This window comes from Pseudonocardia hierapolitana (assembly GCF_007994075.1).
In the GTDB taxonomy this organism is placed as follows: Bacteria; Actinomycetota; Actinomycetes; order Mycobacteriales; family Pseudonocardiaceae; genus Pseudonocardia; species Pseudonocardia hierapolitana.
Map to the genome: position 1 here is coordinate 5,935,675 of NZ_VIWU01000001.1, position 23,040 is coordinate 5,958,714.

Consider the following 23,040-nt stretch of genomic DNA (forward strand, 5'->3'; position numbering starts at 1 on the left):
GTACGGCTCAAGTTGTCCCAGGAGTTCCGTCCCGCCGAACGGGGGATCGGGACAGTGTCCCGAACCGGGAGGCGGCCGCGGGCGACCTGCTCGTCGACCGCACCGCCCTCGAATCCCCTTGTGAGGACGCCATGCGCCACATCGCCACCTTCTGCGGCCAGTGCAACTGCGGCTGCCCGGAGCTGTACCTCGACGACGCCGCGGCGCCGGAGCGCCAGGTCGTCATCACCGACGACTTCGGCCAGCGCATCCAGATGAACTTCGAGCAGCTGGCCGACCTCGTGGCCGACGTGCGCGGGGGCGTGCTCGACGACGTCCTCGCCGGAGCCTGATCAGCCCCATCCGCCCGAGCCCGCCCACGCCTGGCGCACCAGCACCGCGATCAGCCCGGTGACCAGCCCCCAGAACGCGTTGGTCAGCAGCACCGGGTGCTGTCCCCGGCCATCACGGGCACCGTGATGCGCGCGCTCGCCGGGCAGCTGCGGCGCAGCACCCGGCCTGCGCTCGTCGAGGGGCTGACCGAGCGGGAGCGGGAGGTGCTGCAGCGCGTGGCGCTGGGGGAGTCGAACGCCGAGATCGGCGCGGCCCTCTTCATCAGCCCGGCAACGGCGCGCACCTACGTCAGCAGGTTGCTGACGAAGCTGGGCGCCCGGGACCGGGCGCAGCTCGTGGTGATCGCGTACGAGTCGGGGCTGGCCTCCCCCGGGTCGTGAGCTGCGTCCGCCGGAAAATACTACGTACTTCTTCCACCTACCCCGCCCGGCGTGTAGAACGGATCCTCGCTCTGGGGTGGGCTCGGCCGGCCGCGCGAGACCCCCGGAGGCAGATCACGCGGCGAGCGATCCGGGGCGTTCCGTGCGATGCCTCCTGGTCCAGGACCACTGACAGCAGCAGTCGTCGACCTCGCTGCCATAGCCGAGCGGTCATACGACCCGCGGCTGGCGGAGGTCGGTCGTCGATGCCTGGACCGGCTGCGGATCCCGCTGTCCATCGCGCTGGTCGGCCGCGTCTCCACTGGGAAGTCGACGCTGCTGAACGCGCTTCTCGGCAGGAAGATGGCGCCGACGGACGGGCGCGAGTGCACGCAGATCGTCTACGTGTTCCGGTACGACCCCCACACCACAGCCACGCTCGTCTCGCGAGCGGGATCGGAACGCACAACGGTCGATCTCGACGACCGATCGCGCCTTCCGGCGGATTTCGACCTCCCGGCCTCCGAGATCAGCTACATCGACGTGACGATGCCGCTGCCCCTCCTGGAGGAGGTGACCCTCCTTGACACACCCGGGCTGGCGTCCGCCGAGACCCAGAACTCGGCCGCAACCGAGCGGATGCTGCACGACACCGAGGAGTCCGCCGCCCGGGCGGACGCACTCCTGTTCTGCGTCAACGGCCCGATCAGGGAGGACGAGGCCGCCGCCGTACGCGCCTTCAGCGGTAGCCGCGGGGCGAAGCGACTCAGCGGAGCCACGGCGATCGGGATCCTGACCAGGGCGGATCAGGTGGCGCAGGATCCGCTGAGCTCGTGGACCGCCGCGACCGGCCTTGCTCGGGACATGGCTGCCCGGAACACCGAGCTGTTCTCGACGGTCGTTCCGGTGGTCGGGCTGCTCGCCGAGACCGCTGAGACCGGCGCCCTGCGCGAACCGCACGCCCGCGCGCTGGGAGAACTCGCGCGGGCATGGAGTCCCGACGTCGCCCACGACGCGCTCGCGAGCCCGATGATGTTCCGCGAGGAAGGAGGACCGGTCGAGGGACCGGTGCGCACCGAGCTGCTGGACCTCCTGGGCCAGTTCGGTGTGGGCAGGATGCTCGACCGGATCCGGAGCGGAACCCGTCCCGACGTCGTGTCTCTGACGAGGGAAGCCGCCGCGGCGTCCGGGCTGGCCGCGATGCGGACGCAGATCCGCAGGTCCCTCGGCAGCCGTTCCGACGTGCTCAAGGCGTCGGGTGCGCTCGAGGAGCTGATGGAGAGCGCCTACGACGCCGGCGACCGGTCGTTGTACGACGCCGCCCAGTCGATGCTCGACCGGCCCGAGATGTTCCCGCTGAAGGTGATCGGTATGGGACGGCAGCTCGCGACCGGAGAGGTCAAGCCACCGGCCGGACTCGTCGAACAGGCGTGGATCACCGTCCAGACCGGGCTTCCTCGCACCACCAAGGCGGAAGCATCCAGAGCCGCCGCCGAGTGGAAACGATGGGCCGAGCTGACCGACAGCGCCGGGCAGCGGCTCGCCCGCGTCATGGTGCGCGCCTGGCAACTGGCCGCCGAGTCGAAGTCCGGGGAGGGACCACCGTGAATGCTGCGTCCCGGTTCTTAGCGCCAGCCGCAGGCGTCGGCATCGCACTCCTCGGGGGGAGCGCGGCCTTCCTGGTCTCGTGGTTGATGACGCCTGTGGTCGACCCTGCGATCGTCCCGCCGCCTCAGGTGCCCGAGAGCCCGTGGGAAGTGCCGGTCGTGACGGCCGTGACCGTGTTGACCGGGCTTCTCGCGTGCTTCGTTGCTCTGCTGGTGTCGGAGGCCTCATCGCCATCCGGCGTCCCCGCCCAGATCGCACATCCCGCGGACCCACCGGCCGTCGTGACCCCGCCGCCGCCCGACCCCAGGCTCGCCCAGCGGGACAAGGCGGTGCGCGAGCTCGCCGAGCTCGTCGGCAGGCTCCCACCGGAGTACGCGTGGCAGGCGGCGAACGTGCTCAGATCGGCGGGCGTCCAGCAGATCCTGGCCGATGGCAAGGCATTCGACCCCGAGATCCATTCCGCCGTCGGCACCGAACCGACCTCGGAGGCTGCCCTCCACGATGTCGTGGCGCGCACCGTCAAGCCGGGATGGGCCGATCGCGAGCGGGTCGTCGTGCCGGCCCGGGTCGTCGTGTACGTCGACACGTCCCAGTCGGAGGTGCTGCCGTGACGGCCGTCGCCGGCGGCATCGGGCCTGCGGACCTGCTGGCCGTCGATCGCCTCCGGGAGCGGCTCGCCGCGGAGGCGCGCCGCGTTCAGCGCGACGACCTGATCCGGCTCCTCGACGACCTTCCTGCACTCGACGAGGCGGGATCGATGCGGGTCGTCGTGGTCGGTGAGACCAAACGCGGCAAGTCGATGCTGCTGAACACGCTCATCGGACGTCCGCATCTGAGCCCGGTCGGCGTCGACGTCACCACGTCGTGCTGGATGGAGGTCGCGTACGGCGAGCGGGAGGAGGCCGAGGTCGCCATCGCCAACCCCGCGTCCCCCGGCGAACCGATCCGTCGCCTGTGCGAGCTCCACGAGGTGGAGCGCTACGTGGCGCTGGCCGAGGTGACCGAGCCGGTGATCGGTGTCCAGGTGCGTGTCCCGTCGCCGGTGCTGCGCGGTCTCACCATCGTGGACACGCCCGGGGTCGGGGGCCTCGAGGCCGGGCACTCCCGCACGACGCTCGCGGTTCTCCGGACCGCCGACGCCCTCCTCTTCGTGTGCGACTCCAAGCAGCCCGTGTCGGAACCGGAGATCGCCTTCCTCGCCGAGGCGGCGCGTCGGGTACCGACGGTCGTGGTCGCCGTGACGAAATGCGACATCAATCCCGAGTTCGAGGAAATCGTCGAAGCGACTCGGGAGATCGTCGCGGGCACGCCGGGACTGGAGTCCGCACCGGTCCTCCCGGTGGCCTCCCCACTCGCTGATCGCGCGACGGAATTGGCGGACGCCCGGCGGGCGCAGCGGATGCTGGAGATCTCGGGGATTCCCCCGCTGCTCGACAACCTGCGTCGGTGCAGCGCAGCCGGTGCAGCCGCGGTGCGCTTCGAGAACGCGGCGCGGGTGCTCGCGGAGGTGTGCCGCGCGCTGCGGGGCCGTTCCGACAAGGTCCTCGACCTCCTCGAGGGCAACGCGGATCGCGAGCGCGACGTGCAGGCCGACATCGTGGCCTTGAGGAAGGTCCTCGACGACGCCCCCCGGCTCCGCGTGGTCGTCCACCAGAGCCTCGACCGGCTCCACCACGAACCGGCGGAGGCGTTCGACGTGGCGATCGAGGAGCTGCGCAGGCGGTACCACTCCCTCGCCGAGAAGGGTTCGGCAGCACTTCTGCCGAATCTCGCGTCCCGCCTCATCGGTGACATGACGGCCGCCGCGGTCGCCGCGCTCGCACAGACCGCCCGGCACTGCACGCGGATCGTCGCCGACCTCATGCGGCAGCTCGGCGGGGCGGACCGGTGGCCGGTCACGTCGACGACCGCACCCGCCGGGTTCGCCATCGGGTTGGAGCCGCCGGACCCGTCGACCCGCCAGGACGGCGTCGACCTGCCCGCGGCGGCGGACCTCTTCACGAACCTCGTGCAGATCTTCGCCGGGCCGATTGTCGCCAGCGCGGCCATCGGGGGCCCCGCGGCGGTCGCGGTGAGCATGGTGCTCGCCGTGGGTGTCGGATGGGTGAAGGCGAAGAGCGGCGCCGAGCAGGAGCGGCGGGCAAGCCTCGCCGCATGGGTCGACGACGCCGCCGCGGACGCGCGCGCGAGGTTCCGGCGTGAGATCGACTCCCGGGTCCGGGAAGCAGAGCGTCGCGTCGCCCGGGTCCTCCCCGCGCTCGTCGCCGCGCGCGAGGCGGAACTCACCCGGCTGTCCGACGAGCTCAGGCGGGTCAGGTCCGACGCAGCGGAATTCGGGGCCGCACTGGAGGAGCGTCGCGCCGTGGCAGAAGGTCTGCGGGACGTCGAGCGTGAGGTCGGCGCCCTGGTGTCGCGGGCGCAGGAGGTGCGCCGTGCCTGAGCCGGCCCCGGCCGGCCTCGCCGAGCGGTGGGTCCTGGCCGTCGACTTCGGCACCACGAACACGGTTGCCGCGATCGGCGATGCCAACGGCGTGCGGATGTTGACAGTCGACGGCAAAACGATCATGCCGTCCGCGGTGCTGCTGGAAGGTGGACGCGGATGTACCAACAAGTGGCTCGTCGGCGAGCAGGCGGTCAACATGGCCCGGCGGCGGATGGAGTGGTTCGAGCGCTCGCCGAAGAGGCACATCCCCGACGGGTCGTTGCTGCTCGGCGATCGCGATGTGCCGGTCGTCGAAGTGGTGGCGGCGGTGCTGCGCGTCGTCGTCGACGAGGCGGCCAAGCAGCAGGGATCGCAATCGCCGGAGGCGTTCGTCGTGACGCATCCGGCCAACTGGCCGGAGTCCCGGGTCGAGGTGCTGAAGGACGCCGCGCGGACCGCGGTCTCGCACCGGCAGGAATGGCCTGCACCGGAGGCGCTGCCCGAGCCGGTCGCGGCGGCGGAACGAACGCTCGGCGTGGCCGAGGTACCGACCGTCGCTCGAATCGTCGTCCTGGATCTCGGCGGCGGCACCGTCGACGCTGCGACCGTCGACGTCGCGGCGGCCGACCTCGCGGCACTCGACATCGCGATCACCGATCCCTCGAACACCAGCAGGCCCGAGCCCGAGCTGACCGTTGTCGGCCGCCCCACGGGCATGGACGGCGCGGGAGGCGAGGACTTCGACTACCGACTCGCCGTGAAGATGACCGAGGATGCGGGTGCCCCCGGTCTCTACAAACGGCTGGCCGAGTCGGCCGATCCCGACGAGCGGGAGCGGGCTGTCGACATCCGCTCGATGGCACGAGCAGTCAAGGAGGAGCTCTCGCGGCAGGCGGTCGTCCCAGCCAGCCTGCCGAAATCCCCTCCGGACCTCCCCGACGACACGCCGGTGCAGGTCAGCCGCCCGCAGCTCGAGGAGCTGATCAAGGGTGGCGAGGGGAATCCCCTCGGGCTGGCCGACGCGGTCGCTCTGGCGACGGAGGCGCTCCGGGGCGCACCGCAGGACGGCCCCCCGTTCGCCGGGGTCTACCTCGTGGGCGGGTCGTCGCGCATCCCGATGCTCGGCATGCTCGTGCAGCAGGCGACCGGCAAGCCCCCGATCACGGGTGGTGACCCGAGCACGACCGTCGCGGACGGCGCGGCGACGCGCGCCCTCCGACTGCTGGAACCGGCCGAGCACCAGGACCACGGCCGAGACCCGCCCCCGCCGTGGTGGCGGCGCGTTCTGACCAGCCGCGTCCTGGCCAGCGTGGTCGCCTTGCTGATGGTCGGTGGGGCATTGGCCGCCCTGACGATTCCCCCGAACGAGCCCCTGCAGGTGCCGCCGACGTCGCCTCCGGCGCCGCCGCCGACGACGTCCCCTGCGCTGCAGTCGGCCCTGCCCGCGTCCGACCCGACGCTCGCTGCCTGCCCGACAGCCGAGGGGGACGAGTGCAAGACGAAGATCCTCGCCGCCGCCCACGCGGCGTGGCCGACGCTCCCCGAGGGCGGCTGCAAGGTCAACGACTCCCTCTACGGGGTTGACGCCTACTCGGCGGAGTGCCAGACGAGCCCGACCACGATCTATCTCGTCTTCTGGCGCAGGTCGGGATCCCTCGTCTCGTCCCTCACGGGCCAGATGATGATGCCGACGACGGCGCACTTCATGCTCCCGGGAAGCTCCGAGAAGCTCGGCAGCCAGGTCGGCGGGACCCGGTCGACCCCGTCCGGCATGCGCTACACCTGCGCCTGGGAGTATCAGGCCCACCCCGTGACCATGGTCCTCGACGGGCCCAACGAGAACGGGACGGTCGCCCTGTGCGGCACGGCGGAATTCCTCGACTCCTCCGCGATCCAGTCCGCACTGGGAGCGGGGTGAGGACGATGAAGATCAACCGGGGGGTGGGCTCCCTGCTCGTCACCGCGGTGGTGCTCGTCGTGGCGTCCTCCGCGGTGACCTGGATCGCGAGCACCAACACCGGCGAGACGGTCCAGGTGGAGGCCGCCAACTCGCCCGGAGCGGTCCCCGCGTTCATCCCCCGGGCCGGAACCGCTGCCACACCTCGGCGGCCACTGCACACCGCCGGGCACGTGGTGTCCGGCGACGCGCCCGGTCTCTACGGTGGGGTGGAGGCGAACTCCTGCGACGTCGCCGCCATGCAGGCGTTCCTGCGGACGCACCCGGATCACGCCGCCGCCTGGGCGGCGGCCCTGATGATCGAGCCGTCCCAGATCGACGAGCACTTCGCATCTCTGACCCCGGTCAGCCTGCAGACCGATACAGCAGTGACGAACCACGGCTTCGACAGCGGCGCAGCGACCCCGATCCAGAGCGTTCTGCAGGCAGGCACCGCCGTCCTGGTCGACGCGGTCGGGCTTCCCCGCGTGCGCTGCTACTGCGGGAATCCGCTCCAGACGCCGGCATCGCGCCGGAACCCCCGGTACGTGGGTGTCCGATGGGACGGCTTCGACGCGCAGTCGGTAACTCAGATCGCGACGGCTTCGACGGTGATCCAGCAGTTCGTCATCGTCGAGCGGGAGCCCGACGGGGCGATCTCGAAGGTCGTCAACCGGCCCCGGGCGACGACGGGAGACAGGGACAGCGCCGTCGATCCCATCCTCGCCCTGACGCTTCGTTCGAGCCTCCAGGGCGGGGGGATCGGATCTGGCCAACTGCCTCCGAACCCCGGGTCGTCGAGCGCCCCGAGTTCGCCGGATCCGGTGGGCCCGACGAGCTCCGCCATACCCGGACCTCCTGAATCGTCGACAGCCGCTCCCGTCGAGTCCTCGAGCGCGCCGACTCCGACTCCGACTCCGGGCACCACATCAGCTGCTCCTGCGAGCAGCGAGATCCCCGACCCGCAGACATCGGTGATCCCCGAGCCCGAGAGCCCTGCGACGACCGAGCCGGACGAACCTGCGACGACGGAGCCGGACGAACCGGTGACGCCCGAGCCTGACGAACCTGCGAGGCCGGAGCCGGACGAACCCGTGACGCCCGAGCCGGACGACCAGACGGACGTGGACAGCCCCGAGCCGGAGGTGGACGAGCGGGAGACGGAGGAGGGTGACAGCGGTCGCGAGGAGGGCGACGACGAGGGCGACGGCGGGCCCGACGAGGGCGACACGGGCGGAGACGGGTGACGCGGAGTCGACGGGCGCGTGATCGACCCGATCAAGGAGCAGGGTCGGTCGCGGCCCACGCCGGTGTCATCAGACCCGTGCGGCCCCGGCCCTCCGGCGGGCGATGATCAGGTGGTCGACGCCGAACCGGCCGGAGCCGATCACGGCGAGGACGAGGCTGAGCAGCGCGAGCGTGATGACCAGCTCCGGCCCGTTGTGATCCATGGAGAACAGGGGGGCCGTGTGCACCAGCACCCAGGCACCCACCATGTTCAGCGCCATCAGGACGCCGACGATCGGTACACCGAGGCCGATGATCATCGCGACGCCGCCGACGAACTCGAAGAGGACGTTCGCCGGCCCTGTGATCGAGGGCAGTGGCACGCCGGACTGCGTGAAGAGCCCACCGACCCCGGCCAGGCTCCCGCCGCCGAAGTCCCACATGAGCTTGGCGTGCGCGATCATGATGATGCCGAGGCCGATCCGGGCCAGGAGGAGTACGAGGTCACGAGCCACCCGGACACCCGGGGCGTTGACGGTCGTCATAGTCATTCCGCTTTCTAGCGTGAGTGGTAGCCGATGTGGGCTTATGACCGTCGACCTGGCAAGAACTCATCGGTTCGGTGCCGCGGATCAGGCGGCGCGGATCAGGCGGCGCGGATCAGGCGGCGCGGATCAGGCGGCGCGGATCAGGCGGCGACCGGGGCGGGGATGTGGACACCCGGCACGTCGACGGTCCGCTCGCGATCGGCGAGCGCGCGACCGGCGGCAGTGATCGCCTGGTGCACCGCGATGCCGGCGTCGAGGAGCGCGGCGGCGGCACTGCGCGCGCCGGTGTCGGTGGCGCCGGCGCGGGCGGCGTCCTCGGCGGCCGCGTTCAAGGCGCTGAGCAGGTGCTGGATCGCGGCATCGATCTGCTGGTTGGCGCTCATCGCGAAGGTGCGTGGCTCGGTTGGCGATGGGAGGTCGGGTGAGCAGTACCGCATGGCAGAAGACTCTGCGGCCCCGACCCGCGCCGGACCATGGGGTTCGCCCCCGATCCGACCCTGAATCACCCCCGGTTCCGACGCGCCGACCGGGCCGCGCGGAGGCGGTCGAGGTCGCCGTCGGCAAGGGCCGACCAGAACCGCAGGGCCGCGTGCTCCATCTCGAGCCCGAGCTCGAGGGTGATCATCCGCGGCTGGGCGTGCGGGTCGTCGCCGAAGCGCTCGACCATCCCCTCGTAGACCGCGATCCGCTCCTCGTGCTGCTTGATCTGGTCGCGGGCCAGCGCCGGGATGTCGTCCTCCGGGTCACCCGCCTCGTTGAAGAAGAGCTTGAGCTCGGCGATGTCGCGCATCTGGAAGTGCTCGTGCGTGGGAGAGGAGAGCCAGTCCTTCAACGCGGTGCGCCCGGCATCGGTGAGCGAGTACGTCTTTCGCCGCCGCCCGGTCGCCTCGACGGCGAGCTCCAGCAGGCCGAGGCCGGCCAGCCGATCCGGCTCCGAGTACAGCTGGGCGTGCGGGAAGTGCCAGAAGTAGCCGACGGAGTGGCCCACCGCGCGCTTGAGCTCGTACGGCGTGGACGGGCCGCGCAGCGCGATCATCCCGAGCACGACGTACGACGTCGCGGACAGCCGCACATCGCTCACTGCTTACTCCTCCCGGCCGGGCCGCCGATCATAACCGCCGCACCATCCGAGACGGACCGTCCGCGCCCTTGCGGCTTGAAAGTCCGGACAGTACGGTCTGAAACAGATCGTGGAGGGAGGCAGCATGGATCTGGGCACGGTCATGCGCTGGACGGCCGAGCGCTTCCCCGAGCGACCCGCGGTGCGCGGGCACGGGCGGCATCTGAGCTACCGCGAGTGGGACGCGCGGACCAACCGGCTCGCGCGGGCGCTCGCGGCCGAGGGGGTGCGGCCGGGCGCACGCGTCGCGTTCGCCCTGACCGGCGGCGAGCCGCTCGCGAGCCTCCACCTGGCGGCGCAGAAGCTGGGCGCGGTCTCGGTGCCGCTCTCCACCCGCTTCTCGCCCGACGAGCTGCGCTACTGCGTCACCGACGCCGCCGCCGCGCTGATCGTCACCGACGAGGCCAACGCCGCCCGCGCCGCCGCGGCGGCAGGCGAGGTGGCGCTGCGGACGGTCGTGGAGATCGACGCGGGCGCCGAGCGCGAGCCCGACCACGCCCTCGGCACGCACCCCGCCGAGACCGACGTCAGCGTGATGCTCTACACCTCCGGCACGACCGGGCGGCCCAAGGGCGTGCCGCGCACCCACCGCGCCGAGCACAGCGCCGCCGTCGCGCACGCCGTGCAGACACAGCAACGCGCGGGCGAGGTGGTGCTCGGCGTCATGCCGATGTTCCACACGATGGGGCTGCGCACGCTGCTGACCAGCATCGTCGTCGGCGGCGCCTGGGTCGGTCAGCCCGCGTTCGACGCGGACGAGTCGATCGAGCTCGTCAGCACCGAGAACGTGACCTCGCTGTACCTGGTGCCGACGATCTTCTGGTCGCTGCTGCGCACCGGCCGGCTCTCCGAGGCCCGCTCGCTGGACCGGCTCGCCTACGCCGGGGCCGCGATGACGCCCGCCCTCGCCGAGCGGCTCGTCGAGGAGGTCGCGCCCCGCGCGTTCGTGAACCACTTCGGCAGCACCGAGATCTACACCTTCACGATCGGTCCGGACGTCGCGGCGAAGCCCGGTTCCGCGGGCCGGGCCGGCATCTTCTCCCGCGTTCGGCTCGTCGCCCCCGAGCCGGGGACCCCGCCCGACGCGCTGGTGGCGCCCGGGGAGCAGGGGCAGGTGATCGCGTCGTTGGCCAGCCCGGAGGCGTTCGCCGGGTACTGGCAGCGACCCGATGCCGACGCGAAGGCGATCCGCGACGGCTGGTACTACACCGGTGACCTCGCCGTCGCCGACGAGGACGGTGACCTGTGGGTCTCCGGCCGCGTCGACGACATGATCAACTCGGGTGGGGAGAACATCTACCCCGACGAGATCGAGGCGGCACTCGTGCGCTGCCCCGATGTCGACGACGTGTGCGTCGTCGGGCTGCCCGACGAGCGGTGGGGCCAGGCGGTCACGGCGTTCGTCGTGCCGGCACGGAATGCGGATCCGGTGGCCGCAGCCGAGAAGGCGATGGCGTTCGCGCGGGAGGTGCTGCCCTCGCTCAAACGGCCCAAGCGCGTGATCGCCGTCCACGCCATCCCGCGCTCCGGGGTGGGCAAGACGCTGCGCCGCACGCTCGTCGCGGGCGAGTTCGAGCCGCTCGGGGAGAGCACCCGTGGCTGAGAATGTGTTCGAGAAGCGCGGAGCGGGCCGCCCAGGGCAGCCGGGACCTGCGGGATCGTCGACATCTGCTGCCCACATGCCGGCTTCTCGAACACGTTCTTGGATCCCGGCTCGCATCGAGGACGGTCCGCTGGTCACCGGCCAGGGCCGCTTCCTGGACGACCTCGACCCGCTGCCCGGCACGCTCGTCGCCGCCGTCGTGCGCTCCACGCAGCCGCACGCCCGGCTGCGTGGTGTGGACCTGTCCCGGGCGCGGGCCCACCCCGGCGTCGCCGCCGTGATCGGACCGGACGAGGTGCGTGCCGCCCTGCGCCCGTTCCCGCTCTCCACCGGAACGGCGATGCCCTACTACCCGACCGGCACCGACAAGGTCCGCTTCGTCGGCGAGCCGATCGCGGTGGTCGTCGCCACCGACCGGTACACCGCGGAGGACGCCGCCGAGCTGGTGGCGGTCGACTACGAGCCGCTGCCCACCGTCGTCCACCCCCGCCGAGCGCTGGAGTCGGACGCCCCGCTGCTGCACGAGGACGCGGGCTCGAACGTCGCCACCGACCGGACGTTCTCCTTCGGCCCGGTCGACGAGGCGTTCGCGACCGCCGCCCACGTCGTCGAGGGGGAGTACGACTTCCCGCGCTACTCGTCGGTGCCGATGGAGTGCTACTCCGTGATCGCCGACTGGCGCGACGGCACCGACGGCCCCTCGGTCGAGGCGTGGGCCAACTTCCACGGGCCCTTCACGATGGTGCCGGTCATGGCCGGGGCGCTGGGCCTGCCGACGTCGCGGATCCGGCTGCACGTCCCCGCCGACATCGGCGGCAGCTTCGGGATCAAGGCCGGGATCTACCCGTACGTCGTGCTCATGGCGCTCGCGTCGAAGCACGCGGGCACCCCCGTGCGGTGGAGCGAGGACCGCATCGAGCACCTGCTCGCCAGCTCGGCGGGCGCCGACCGGGTGATGCGCTTCGCCGCCGCCGTCGCCGCGGACGGCACCGTCACCGCGCTGAAGGCCGACCTCGTCGACAACGTGGGCGCCTACATGCGTCCACCCGAGCCGTCCACGCTCTACCGCTGCTACGGCAACATCACCGGCCCGTACCGGATCGGCGCGGTGGAGATCAGGGCCCGGGCGGTCGTCACCAACCAGATGCCGGTGGGGCTCAACCGCGGCTTCGGCGGCCAGCAGCTCTACTTCGGGCTCGAACGCCTGATGGACGCCGTCGCCGAGGCCACCGGGCAGGACGTGTTCGAGGTGCGCAGGCGCAACCTCGTCGGCTCCTTCCCCTACGAGACGCCGACGGGCGGTGTGTACGACTCGGGCGACTACGCCGCGGCCGTCGACCTCGCGATGAAGAACGCGGACCTGCCCGAGCTGCGGGCGCGCCAATCGGAGGTGCGGGCGGCGGGTGGCTTCTACGGCGTCGGCGTGGGCCTGGTCGTGGACCCGTCCGGCACCAACATCGGCTACGTCGGCCTCGCCACGCCGAGCGAGCAGCGCAGGCCGGGCCGGGACAAGTCCGGCTCCACGGAGCACGTGCGGGTCGCGGTGGACATGCAGGGCCTGGTCACGGTGTTGCTGGGCAGCGTCCCGCAGGGCCAGGGGCACGCCACCGTCGCCCGCGCGGTGGCCGCGGAACGCCTCGGGCTGCCTGCGGAGCAGGTGCGCGTCGTCGTCGACATGGACACGGCCACCACGCCGTGGACGGTCACCTCCGGCAGCTACTCCTCGCGGTTCGCGCCGCTGGTGACCAGCGCGGTCGTGCAGGCCGCCGACCGGATCGCCGCCACCATCCGCGCTGCGGGCGGGGTCATGCTCGACCTGCCGCCCGAGGAGCTGGAGCTGGCCGACGGGGTCGTCCGGCACCGGTCGGATCCGGCGCGCAGCGTGCAGTTCCGGCACGCGGCGGGCCTGGTGCACTGGGATCCCGGCGCCCTGCCCGACGGTACGTCCGCCCGGCTGTACGAGGAGGCCGCGTTCGCGCCCGCCGACGTGAAGGCGGCCACGCGCGACGACCGCATCAACTCCTCGCTGTGCTACGGCTTCGTCGCCGAGGTCGTCGCGGTGCGGATCCACCCGGACACCCTCGAGATCACGCTCGACCGCGTCTCGTCGGTGCACGACTCGGGCACTGTCCTCAATCAGCAGCTGCTCGACGGGCAGGTGCTCGGCGCCCTCACCCACGGGCTCGGCGGGGCGATGTACGAGGAGTTCACCTACGCCGAGTCCGGCCAGCCCACGTCGGCGACGTTCCTCGACTACCTCTGCCCGACGTCGGCCGAGACCGGCTACGACCTGCGCACCGACCACGTCGTCTCCCCGTCGCCACTCACTCCGCTCGGCGCGAAGGGGTGCGGGGAGGGCTCGTCGATGAGCTTCCCGGTGGCGTTCGCCAACGCCGTCGCCGACGCGCTGCGCCCGGCAGGCGTCCCCATCACCCGGCTGCCGCTGCACGGCGAAGTGCTGCACCGGCTGCTCGACCAGAAGGAGTTGTCCCATGGCACTGACCGGCGGTGAGGTCCGCCTCGACCGTTCCCCGGACGGCCGGATCGCCTACCTGACCCTCTCCCACGGCACGTACACGGTGATCACCTGGGAGATGCGGGGGCTCGTGGCGGAGCGGTTCGCCGAGATCGACCGCGACGACGACGTGCGCGTCGTGGTGGTCTGCTCCGACGGCGAGCACTTCTCGTCCGGCGGGGACATCGCCGGGTTCATGGAGGTCGACCCGATCGACTTCACCGATCTCGGCCACAACGTCACCGCGGCGGCCCGCAGCCCCAAGCCGGTGATCGCGGCCGTCGACGGCTACTGCTTCGGGGTGGGCCTGGAGCTGGTGCTGTCCTGCGACATCCGGCTGGCCACGCCGCGCAGCCAGTTCGCGCTGCCGGAGATGAACCTCGGGATGATTCCCGGCTCCGGCGGCACCCAGCGGCTGGGGCGGCTGATCGGGCTCTCGCGGGCGAAGTTCCACGTCCTGACCGCCACCCGGATCCAGGCGCAGCAGGCGCTCGACTGGGGCCTGGTGGCCGGCCTGCACGACGACCGCGACGCCCTCCACAGCGCTGTCGACGAGCTCGCGGCCAAGATGGCCGACTTCTCGCCGTCGGCGCAGCGCACCGCCAAGGAGGTGCTGGACAAGGGCCTGGACGGGCCGCTGTACACCGGCATCGAGCTGGAGCGGAAGGCGTACGCGATGCTGCGGGCCACCGAGGACTTCGCCGAGGGCGTCAAGGCGTTCGGCGAGAAGCGCAAGCCGGTCTTCAGGGGTCGATGACATGAAGGCCCCGCCGTTCGCGTACGTCCGCCCCGCCACGCTCGACGACGTGATCGCCGAGCTGGCAGGCGGCACTGGCGACGTTCCTTCTGGGAAGGTGCTCGCCGGCGGGCAGTCGCTGGTGCCGGTGCTGGCGATGCGGCTGGGCCGGCCGGCCACGCTCGTCGACATCAACTCGGTCGCGGAGCTGCACGGCTTCGAGGCCATCGACGGCACGGGGGCCGGGGCCCTGCGGATCGGTGCCGCCGTGCGGCAGCGCACCGTCGAACGGGCCGACGTGACCCGCGCGGTGCCGCTGATCGGGATGGCGATGCCGTTCGTCGGGCACCGGGAGCTGCGCAGCCGCGGCACGGTGGTCGGCAGCCTCGCGCACGCCGACCCGGCCGCCGAGCTGCCTGCCGTCGCCGCGTGTCTCGACGCGACGATCGAGGTCGCCGGGCCCGCGGGGCGCAGGCGCGTGCCGGCGGGGGATTTCTTCGCCGGTGCCATGACCACCGGCGCGGGCCCGGAGGACGTCGTCGTGTCCGTCGACTTCCCGGCCGCCCGGCCTGGGGAGGGGTTCGGGTTCGCCGAGATCGCGCGGCGGCACGGCGACTTCGCCCTCGCCGGCGTCGCCGCGAAGGTCCGCGTGGGCGGCGACGGGGCGGTGGCGCAGGCCCGGCTCACCGGGTTCGGGATCTCGGACCGGCCGGTCACCCGGGACGTCACCGACCTGGTGCGCGAGCGGGACCTCCGGGAAGCGATGACGGAGCTGGCGGCCGAGGTCGTCGACACCGCGGGGGACGCGCACGGCTCCACCGGGTACCGGCGACGTCTCTTCGGCGTACTGGCCGCCCGGGAGCTGGCGAAGGCCCGCGGCCGAGCCCACACATCGGCGGAGGAGGCGACGCGATGAGCGCACCGTCCCACACCCCGGCCCACCATGCTGCAACCCGACCGGCGCCGCGAGCCACCAAGGTGGCGGCGCACGAGCGGGTCGAGATCGACATGACCGTCAACGGGTCCGAGGTCACCCTGCGCGTGCCGCCGCGCGTCCACCTCGCCGACGCCCTGCGCGAGCAGCTCGGGCTCACCGGCACGCACCTGGGCTGCGAGCACGGCGTCTGCGGCATGTGCACGGTGCTCGTGGACGGTGCGGCGGCGCGTGCCTGCCTGCTGTTCGCGGTGCAGTGCGAGGGTGCGGAGATCGTCACCGTGGAGGGCCTGGGCAGCCAGGAGGACCAGCACCCGCTGCAGCGGGCCTTCTCCGCGCACCACGGCCTGCAGTGCGGCTTCTGCACCCCCGGCATGCTCATGAGCAGCTACGACCTGCTCGCCGGATGCGCCTCGGTCGAGCCGGAGGACCTGCCCGTCGAGATGTCCGGCGTGCTGTGCCGCTGCACCGGGTACCGCGGGATCCTCGCGGCCGTGGCCGACGTCGCGGCGGAGCACCCGGACGGGGTGCCGGCGCCGCGCAACTGCCGGCCGCGCACGCTCGTCGGGCGCGGCGGCCCGGCACCGGCCCGCGCGGGCGACGCCGTGCCGGAGGCGAGGCCCCCGGCGCCGGTCGAGGTGCGGCTGCCCTCCGGCGCGCCGTCGGCCACGGTGGAGGTGCGCACCGAGCTCGGCGTGCCCGTGGAGAAGGCGTGGGAGGTACTCGACGACTTCCACCGGCTCGCGGCCTGCCTGCCCGGCGCCGAACTCGTCGAAGTGCTGGGCGACGACCGCTACCGGGGCCGCGCGACGGTCGCGCTCGGACCGGTGAAGCTGACGTTCGACGGCCTGGCCCACGTGGTCGAACGCGAGGGGCGCCGGATGCGGGTCCTCGCGCAGGGCGCCGACACGGGCGGGAGCACCACGCAGGCCGACATCCGGCTGCGCGCCGAACCCACGGAAGCGGGTGGCACAGTGCTGCAGGCCGACGCGGCGCTCTTCCTCTCCGGGCGCATCGCGCAGTTCGGCCGCGCGCTCGCCGGCGACGTGAGCAGGCGGATGTTCGAGCAGTTCGCCCGGGCCGTCGAGGAGAACGCGCGCACCGGACGGGCGCCTGCCGGCCCGGTGAAGCCCACCAGCGCGCTGGCCCTGCTCGCCGGGGTGATCGCAGCGCGGCTGCGCGCCGTCGTGCGCCGGATCCGCCGGTCGCGTTAGCTCACCGGCCATGGAGCTGCACCAGCTGCGCTACTTCGTCGCCGTGGCGAGGGAGGGCAGCATGACCGCGGCCGCGAGCTCGCTGTTCCTGGCCCAGCCGACCCTGTCGATCCAGATCCGCAAGCTGGAGCAGGAGGTCGGGGCGAAGCTGTTCGAGCGGTTGGCCCGCCGGGTGGTGCTCACCGCCGCCGGGAAGGCGTTCCTCGAACACGCCGAACGCGCGCTCGCGGAGCTGGAACGGGGCCGCGAGCGGGTCGCGGACGTCGTCGGGCTCCGCCAGGGCAGGGTGGCGGTGGGCGTGCTGCCGAGCGTCGCCGCGCACCTGCTGCCGGCGGTGCTGGCCGAGTTCCGCGCCGAGCACCCGGGCGTCACGGTGCACCTGGTCGAGAACGACGTGTCGCGCGACTTCGAGCAGCTCGTGCAGGCAGGCGAGCTCGACGTGGCGGTCACCCGCATGCCGGTGACCCTTGCCGGCCTCGGCGCCCGCACCCTCGTCCGCGAGCCGATCGTGGCGCTCGTGCCGCCCGGCCATCCCCTTGCCGGCCGGGCGGGCGTCGCGCTGCGCGAGCTCGCCGACGAGGGGTTCGTCTGCATGCGCAGCGGCTACGGCCTGCGGGAGCTCACCGACCAGCTGTGCGCGGAAGCCGGCTTCGTCCCGCGCGTCGTGATCGAGACCGGGCAGCTGTCGATCGTGCACGGAATGGTGCGCAGCGGGGTCGGGGTCGCCCTGCTGCCCCGCCTCGCGGCCCGCGGCGCCGAGCACGTCGTGCCGGTGTCGGATCCGCACGCCCGCCGGGAGCTGGGCGTGGTGTGGCGGCGCAGCGCGCAGGAGTCGCCGCCGGTGGCCGCCTTCCTCGACCGCCTGCTCGCCACGTGCGACGGCGCGAGCGAACTCAGGCCTGCGGCGCGGGGTGCGGCCGGCGCGCGGTGACCGCGATCGCCGCCCCCGCGGCACACAGGACCGCGGTCCACGCCACCGTGGCACCGGTCGACGTGTGGTCGGCGACGACGCCGGCGATCCAGGGACCGGCGGTCTGGCCGGCCGCGAACAGCGTGGTGAACGCGGCGATCGTCGCCGTCCAGTCCTGCGGTGGGGTGCCGTCCCTGACCCGCGCGGTGACGGCGGCGGGCACGCACATGAACGTCGCCCCGTAGAGGATCACGGACGCGAGGACGACCGGCAGCGCCGCGGACACGAGGGCGAGCGCCGCGCCCGCGGCGAGGATCGCCAGCAACGTGCCGAGCGCCGTGCCGCCGGGCCAGCCGACGACCGCGCGGCTCCACAGCGCGGGCGCGGCGATCACGGCCAGCCCCATCACCGTCCAGACGAGCGTGACCTGCGCGACCGAGGCCGCGCGGTCGGCGAGGTAGGCGGACAAGAAGGTGATGTAGGTGATGTACCCGATCGCGAACAGCACGTAGGGCAGGGCGACCCGCCACAGCGGGAGCACCCGCGCGCGCCCGGTGGCCCGGGACGGCGGGTCCCCGTCCGTGCGCGCCGCCGTCCAGCTCACCAGCGCCGCGACGGCGGCGGCGACGCCCAGGCCGATCCACCCCGTACGCCATGCGGATCCCAGTGCGGGGATGGACGCCCCGCTGACGGCGATGCCCAGCCCCGCCCCGGCGAAGAAGATCGTGAGTGGGGCGCCGGACGAGGAGCGGGCCGCGATGCGCGCCGCGATCACCCCGCCGGCGATGAAGACGACCGCGCCGGTCACCCCAGCGGCCGCCCTGGCCGCGAGCAGCACCACGAAGTCGCTGCTCAGCGCGGTGGCGGCGAGCGCTACCGCGGTGAGGGACATGCCCCAGCGGAACGCGGCCGCGGTGCCCAGCCTGCGCACGACGACGGCCGCCAGCAGCGCGCCGAGCAGGTAGCCGAGCCCGTTGGCGGTGTTCATCGCCCCGGCCTGGGCGAGGCTCCAGCCCAGGTCGTCGCGCATGGCCGGCAGCAGCAGGCCGTATGCGAATCGCGCGAACCCGAGTGCCGACGCGGTGCCGAGGGCCAGCCGCAGCGCCTGCGTCATCGGCACGTGCCCAGGAAGCCCAGGATCGTGCGGGCCAGGGCCACGCGGTGGTCCGACAGGGCGTGGTCGGTCGCGAAGACGTGGTGTTCCAGGTGCACGCCCGAGGCTCGGTACGCCTCGACGACGGGGTCGTGGTGCACCTCGTGCGGGGTGACCGCATCGCGGCCCGTGCCGATCAGGAGCACGGGGCGGCCGGCCAGCGGCGCCGCGAGGCCGCCCAGCCGCCACGCGTCACCCGCCGCCTCCATCTCGGCGACGAGCGCCTCCCCGCTGGTGCCCCGGAGCGGGCCGAGCTCGCCGGCGAACGCCTCGACCCAACCCGCCCGCGCGCTCGGGTCGGCACGGCAGAGCGCGGCCACGGCACCGAGGTCGAACCCGGCCACCGAGGCGACCGCGGTCACCGCGGGATCCGCGGCCGCCGTCATGAGCGCGGCGTAGCCGCCGAGGCTGTGGCCGACCAGCACCAATCGTCGCGGATCCAGCCGGTGGGTGGCCGCCAGGCCGGGATCGCGGAGGGCGGCCACGACCGCGGCCGCGTCCTCGAGCACATGGCCCCACGACCACGCGCCGCCCACGCCCCACGAGCCTCGGTAGTGGAACACGAGTGCCGCGTATCCGGCCCGGCGCAGCACCTGGGCGAGGTCGAAGTTGCGTTCGTTGCCGGGAAAGCCGTGCAGGAGCACGACGACCGGGTGCGGCCCGCGGCCAGCGGGCACGTGCAGCACGCCCAGCAACGTCTCGCCGCCGCTGTCGAAGGTCACCGCTGGTGTGCCGGCGGGGAAGGCCGGGTCGTACGGCGGGTCGGTGGCGAGCGGGTCCGTCATTCGTGACCTCCTGAGATCGAACCGATCGGTACGCTAACAGGTGGCCGAACCGATCGGTACTATCTCTCGCATGCCGGTTCCGAAGGGTTCGACGATCGACCCCTCCCGCACCCGGGCGGCCATCGTGGAGGCGGCGACGCCGCTGCTGTACGAGCGCGGGCTCGACGGCGTCGGCGTCGCCGAGCTCTGCGCCCGGCTCGGCGTGTCCAAGGAGACCCTCTACCGGCACTTCGGCGCGAAGGACGGCCTCGTGCAGGCCGTGCTGGAGGCGCGGAGCGAGCGGGTGCACGCCTGGATGGCCGCCGCCGTCGAGGCGGCCGGTGACGACCCGGCCGGCCAGCTGGGCGCCGTGTTCGACGCGCTGGGCCGGTGGTACCGGGAGTCGGCGTTCCGCGGCTGCGCGATGGTGAACGCGGCGGCCCAGCACCACGACGAGGCGGTGCGTGCCCTCACCGCTCGGCACCTGGACCGCTACCTTGATCTCCTCACCGGGATCGCCGCCCGCGCCGGAGCCCCGCACCCGGATACCCTCGGCCGCCAGCTGCTGATGCTGGTCGAGGGCGCCACGGTGGTCGCCGCCCACCACGGCGCCCCCGAGGCGGCGGCGCAGGCGCGCGACGCCGCCCTCATCCTGCTGGCTGCCGCGTGCCACAGCCCGTCGGCGTTGTAGGCCCGTTCCGGCCGATGCACCCCGTCGCCGATGCGACCGGGCGACGGGCACGCCAGCGGATGGGCGCGTCAGCCGGCCGTCCCCGCTTCACGGGCGGTTCGGCAACAAGTCGATCATCCGGTCGAGCTGTGTTGCCGTCACGACAGCCGTGCAGAGGGGCCCGGCAGGTCGTGGGCGGTGCTGCCGGACGGCCTCCGCGGTGTGCTGGTCGCTGCGCGCCTGATGGTCGTGGCGTAGGCGATCAGGGCTAGCGCGGTGGCGACGGTCGTGACGAGTCCGAGCGGGACGGCGTCATCGGCGCCGCCGAGGCCGACCAGCGGTGCGGTCAGGCCGCCGAATGCGAAGCGGGCGAGCCCGAGGAGCGATGAGGCGGTGCCGGCGAGATCCGGGTGGTCGGTCATGGCGAGCGACGTGGCGGGCGAGGATGTGACGGCAACGCCGCTGACCATCGTGAGCAGCGAGATCACGATGGCGATCAGGGGTAGCTGCAGGACGGCGGTGGCGAGCAGCCCGCCGGCCCCGAACGCGCACATGACGAGCCCGGCCACCAGGGTGCCCTTCTGTGACCAGCGTTCGGCGAGCCGCCCGCCGAGGTATCCGAAGACCATGAATCCGAGGGAGTTCAGGCCGAAGGCGAAGGAGTACTCCTGCGGAGAGAGCCGATAGCCGCCCTGCAGGACGTAGGTGGCTCCGGCGAGGTAGGCGAAGAGGGCGGAGCTGGTGAAGCCGGATACCAGCACGGTGCCGAGGAACATCCGGTCGGAGAGCAGGCGCCGGAAATCGTGTGGCATGTGCGTCAGCCCCCCGGTGACCCGGCGTGAGCGAGGCAGCGTCTCGCGGAAGACGACGACCGAGGCGACGAGGATGGCGACGCCGACGGCGGCGAGCAGGACGAACAGCCCGCGCCAGTCGGTGAATGCCGCGAGTTGCCCGCCGATGACAGGGCCGATGATCGCCGCCAGGCCGGCGAGGACGGTGAGCCGGCCGTAGTACCGCACCAGCCGGGAGCCGGTGTAGAGGTCGCGCCCGGCGGCTTGGGCGATGACGATGCCCACCGCGCCCGCGAGGCCCTGGACGAACCGGGCGACGATGAGCGTCTCGATGGTGGGACTGATCGCGCACAGCGCAGAGGTGAGGACGTAGGCGGCCACGCCGGCCAGCAGCGGGCGGCGCCGACCCAGGCGGTCCGACAGCGGTCCGGCGACGAGCTGCCCGAGGCCCAGCCCGAGCAGGCACGCGGTCACGGTCAGCTGCGCGGTCGACGTCGCCGACCCCAGCTCGAGGGTGAGCGCGGGCAGCACCGGCAGGTACAGGTCCATCGAGATCGGCCCGAAGACGGTGAGCATGCCGAGCACGACCGCCAGCCCGCGTCCGACTGGCTGATCACGGAGGTTCACGGGCGCAGCAGCACCTTGACGGCGCGGCGCTCGTCCATGGCGCGGTAGCCCTCGGCGGCCTGATCGAGCGGGAGTTCGAGGTCGAAGACCGTGCCCGGGGCGATCTGCCGCGTCCAGATCAGGTCGATCAGCTCGGGCAGCAAGCGGCGCACGGGGGCGGGGCCGCCGTGCAGGTGCACGTGGGAGAAGAACAGCTCCTCGCCGGGCAGATGCACGTCGTGGGCGACGCCGACGTAGCCGACGTGCCCGCCGGGGCGGGTGGAGCGGATGGCCTGCATCATCGACTCCTTGGTGCCGACGGCCTCGATCACCGAGTGCGCGCCGAGCCCCTCGGTGAGGTCCTTGATCCGGGCCACGCCGCGCTCGGTGACGATGTCGGTGGCGCCGAAGTCGAGGGCGAGCTTCTGGCGGGGCTCGTGCCGGCTCATGGCGATGACGCGTTCGGCGCCGAGCCGGCGCGCGGCCAGCACGCCGAGCAGCCCGACGGCGCCGTCCCCGACCACCGCGACGGTCTTGCCCGGGCCGGCCGCGGCGGCGACGGCGCCGAACCAGCCGGTGCCGAGCACGTCCGAGGCGGCCAGCAGGCTCGGAACGAGGTCGTCGGAAGGGATGCCGGGCGTGGCGACCAGGGTGCCCTCGGCCAGCGGAACCCGCATCCGTTCGGTCTGCGCTCCTCCCGGCGCGGCGGCCTCCCGCCGGACGCAGGAGGTCTGGTAGCCGGCCCGGCAGATCTCGCAGGTGTTGTCGGAGGCGAAGAACGAGCCGACCACGAACTGGCCGGGCCGCACCGCGGTGACCGCGGACCCGACCACTTCGACGATCCCGGCGTACTCGTGGCCCATCGGCCGCGGCGCGTCGACCGCCTCGACGCCCCGGTAGGGCCACAGGTCCGACCCGCAGATGCAGGTCGCGGCCAGCCGGACGATGGCATCCGTCGGCTCGATGATCTCCGGTTCCGGCCGGTCCTCGACGCGGACCTCGCCGGGAGCGGTCATGACGGCAACACGCATGGGTAGAGCTCCTCGAAAGGCGGTAGGGGTCAGGGGTGAGCGGCGGCGGACCGCTCGATCCGGACCGTGACGTCGCTGCCGGCGTCGGTGATCCGGTCCATGCCGGTGGCGACCGCGCCGAGGTGGATCAGCCCGGGCGGCGGGACGCTCTGGCCGATGTCGTCGTAGTAGACGGCGAGCGTCGCCGTGTCGGGCCAGTAGTAGATGCCACCCGGGACCGGCTGCACGGTCCGAGCGGCCCCTTCAGCGGTGACCGGGTGTGGGAGCCGCCCGGTCTTCGCCTGTCCCCAGGCGTCGGTCAGCTCCACGGTCAACGGCAGCATTCCCGCGAGTTCCCTGGCGGCGGGTGTGTCGGCCAGAGTCGCCCCGACGGCGTGCCCGCCGGCCCGCAAGACCACCTGCATGCCCGACACCGGGGGTGCAGGGATGGCAGCGGCCGGGTCGGTGGTGCCACCGGCCGTGGCGCAGCCGACCAGAACGGCGACGGCGACGGCGACGGCGGTCACGCCGACCGCGCGTCCGGTCCACGGGGTGCAGGTCGTGCTCACGGTGCCCAGCAC

The 23,040-nt window shown here is 72.9% G+C and carries 22 protein-coding genes; 14 read left to right on the plus strand and 8 right to left on the minus strand.

Annotated features, from left to right (window positions below; genetic code table 11):
• Positions 1–131 precede the first annotated feature (131 nt).
• The 7 genes from FHX44_RS28310 (at position 132) to FHX44_RS28340 (ending at position 7,905) form a co-directional block, all read left to right on the plus strand.
• Positions 132–332: a hypothetical protein gene (locus FHX44_RS28310; RefSeq protein ID WP_147258581.1), complete on the plus strand. Its 201-nt coding sequence runs from the start codon at positions 132–134 to the stop codon at positions 330–332.
• Between the two features lie 96 nt (positions 333–428).
• Positions 429–713 carry a response regulator transcription factor gene (locus FHX44_RS28315; RefSeq protein WP_342793020.1) on the plus strand — a complete coding sequence of 95 codons (285 nt, stop codon included), beginning with the start codon at positions 429–431 and terminating at the stop codon, positions 711–713.
• 147 nt (positions 714–860) lie between these two features.
• Positions 861–2,300, plus strand: a complete 1,440-nt coding sequence (locus FHX44_RS28320; protein WP_147258582.1) for a dynamin family protein — start codon at positions 861–863, stop codon at positions 2,298–2,300.
• A 158-nt stretch (positions 2,301–2,458) separates the two neighbouring features.
• Entirely contained in the window at positions 2,459–2,911 is a 453-nt protein-coding gene (grpE, locus tag FHX44_RS42345; RefSeq protein ID WP_170309076.1) for a nucleotide exchange factor GrpE, read from the plus strand.
• Positions 2,908–4,740, plus strand: a complete 1,833-nt coding sequence (locus tag FHX44_RS28330; RefSeq protein WP_170309077.1) for a dynamin family protein — start codon at positions 2,908–2,910, stop codon at positions 4,738–4,740. The genes grpE and FHX44_RS28330 overlap by 4 nt, the downstream gene beginning before the upstream one ends.
• The gene (locus FHX44_RS28335) at positions 4,733–6,640 is read left to right on the plus strand and encodes an Hsp70 family protein (protein ID WP_147258584.1); all 1,908 of its coding nucleotides are present in this window, start codon (positions 4,733–4,735) and stop codon (positions 6,638–6,640) included. The genes FHX44_RS28330 and FHX44_RS28335 overlap by 8 nt, the downstream gene beginning before the upstream one ends.
• A 5-nt stretch (positions 6,641–6,645) precedes the next feature.
• On the plus strand, positions 6,646–7,905 hold the full coding sequence (locus tag FHX44_RS28340; protein WP_147258585.1) for a DUF6777 domain-containing protein: 1,260 nt from the start codon (positions 6,646–6,648) through the stop codon (positions 7,903–7,905).
• A 69-nt stretch (positions 7,906–7,974) separates the two neighbouring features.
• On the opposite strand, the gene FHX44_RS28345 is transcribed toward FHX44_RS28340, so the two are convergent.
• From FHX44_RS28345 to FHX44_RS28355, 3 genes are all read right to left on the minus strand, one after another.
• Complete coding sequence (locus tag FHX44_RS28345; protein ID WP_170309078.1) at positions 7,975–8,430, minus strand: DoxX family protein; 456 nt, start codon at positions 8,428–8,430, stop codon at positions 7,975–7,977.
• Positions 8,431–8,573: 143 nt separating this feature from the next.
• The gene (locus tag FHX44_RS28350; RefSeq protein WP_147258587.1) at positions 8,574–8,816 is read right to left on the minus strand and encodes a hypothetical protein; all 243 of its coding nucleotides are present in this window, start codon (positions 8,814–8,816) and stop codon (positions 8,574–8,576) included.
• A gap of 119 nt (positions 8,817–8,935) precedes the next feature.
• Positions 8,936–9,514, minus strand: a complete 579-nt coding sequence (locus tag FHX44_RS28355) for a PadR family transcriptional regulator (RefSeq protein ID WP_342793024.1) — start codon at positions 9,512–9,514, stop codon at positions 8,936–8,938.
• A gap of 124 nt (positions 9,515–9,638) precedes the next feature.
• Between FHX44_RS28355 and FHX44_RS28360 the strand changes: the two genes are divergently transcribed.
• The 6 genes from FHX44_RS28360 to FHX44_RS28385 all read left to right on the plus strand — a co-directional run bounded on the left by FHX44_RS28360 (position 9,639) and on the right by FHX44_RS28385 (position 17,486).
• Positions 9,639–11,156 (plus strand): class I adenylate-forming enzyme family protein, encoded by a 1,518-nt coding sequence (locus tag FHX44_RS28360; protein WP_147258588.1) that lies wholly within the window; start codon positions 9,639–9,641, stop codon positions 11,154–11,156.
• Positions 11,157–11,232: 76 nt separating this feature from the next.
• Positions 11,233–13,668, plus strand: coding sequence for a xanthine dehydrogenase family protein molybdopterin-binding subunit (locus FHX44_RS28365; protein ID WP_147258589.1), 2,436 nt, complete (start codon positions 11,233–11,235; stop codon positions 13,666–13,668).
• Positions 13,649–14,428: an enoyl-CoA hydratase/isomerase family protein gene (locus tag FHX44_RS28370; RefSeq protein ID WP_147258590.1), complete on the plus strand. Its 780-nt coding sequence runs from the start codon at positions 13,649–13,651 to the stop codon at positions 14,426–14,428. The genes FHX44_RS28365 and FHX44_RS28370 overlap by 20 nt, the downstream gene beginning before the upstream one ends.
• A 1-nt stretch (position 14,429) precedes the next feature.
• Positions 14,430–15,323, plus strand: coding sequence for an FAD binding domain-containing protein (locus FHX44_RS28375; protein WP_147258591.1), 894 nt, complete (start codon positions 14,430–14,432; stop codon positions 15,321–15,323).
• Positions 15,320–16,555 (plus strand): xanthine dehydrogenase family Fe-S subunit, encoded by a 1,236-nt coding sequence (locus FHX44_RS28380; protein WP_147258592.1) that lies wholly within the window; start codon positions 15,320–15,322, stop codon positions 16,553–16,555. The genes FHX44_RS28375 and FHX44_RS28380 overlap by 4 nt, the downstream gene beginning before the upstream one ends.
• 10 nt (positions 16,556–16,565) lie before the next feature.
• Positions 16,566–17,486, plus strand: a complete 921-nt coding sequence (locus FHX44_RS28385) for a LysR family transcriptional regulator (RefSeq protein ID WP_147258593.1) — start codon at positions 16,566–16,568, stop codon at positions 17,484–17,486.
• Here the strand turns inward: FHX44_RS28385 and FHX44_RS28390 are convergent.
• Together FHX44_RS28390 and FHX44_RS28395 are read right to left on the minus strand one after the other, a co-directional pair.
• Positions 17,449–18,579: a YbfB/YjiJ family MFS transporter gene (locus tag FHX44_RS28390; RefSeq protein WP_147261533.1), complete on the minus strand. Its 1,131-nt coding sequence runs from the start codon at positions 18,577–18,579 to the stop codon at positions 17,449–17,451. The genes FHX44_RS28385 and FHX44_RS28390 overlap by 38 nt on opposite strands.
• Complete coding sequence (locus tag FHX44_RS28395) at positions 18,576–19,403, minus strand: alpha/beta hydrolase family protein (protein ID WP_147258594.1); 828 nt, start codon at positions 19,401–19,403, stop codon at positions 18,576–18,578. The genes FHX44_RS28390 and FHX44_RS28395 overlap by 4 nt, the downstream gene beginning before the upstream one ends.
• A 70-nt stretch (positions 19,404–19,473) precedes the next feature.
• On the opposite strand from FHX44_RS28395, the gene FHX44_RS28400 reads away from it, so the two are divergent.
• Entirely contained in the window at positions 19,474–20,073 is a 600-nt protein-coding gene (locus FHX44_RS28400; protein ID WP_147258595.1) for a TetR/AcrR family transcriptional regulator, read from the plus strand.
• A gap of 137 nt (positions 20,074–20,210) precedes the next feature.
• Here the strand turns inward: FHX44_RS28400 and FHX44_RS28405 are convergent, their stop codons facing one another.
• From FHX44_RS28405 to FHX44_RS28415, 3 genes are read right to left on the minus strand one after another with little or no spacing between them, the layout of a single operon-like run.
• Positions 20,211–21,470 (minus strand): multidrug effflux MFS transporter, encoded by a 1,260-nt coding sequence (locus FHX44_RS28405; protein WP_212612682.1) that lies wholly within the window; start codon positions 21,468–21,470, stop codon positions 20,211–20,213.
• Positions 21,467–22,480, minus strand: a complete 1,014-nt coding sequence (locus tag FHX44_RS28410) for a zinc-dependent alcohol dehydrogenase family protein (protein ID WP_147258596.1) — start codon at positions 22,478–22,480, stop codon at positions 21,467–21,469. Before FHX44_RS28410 ends, FHX44_RS28405 begins: the two co-directional genes overlap by 4 nt.
• Positions 22,481–22,509: 29 nt before the next feature.
• Positions 22,510–23,028, minus strand: a complete 519-nt coding sequence (locus FHX44_RS28415; RefSeq protein WP_147258597.1) for a cyclophilin-like fold protein — start codon at positions 23,026–23,028, stop codon at positions 22,510–22,512.
• Positions 23,029–23,040 lie beyond the last annotated feature (12 nt).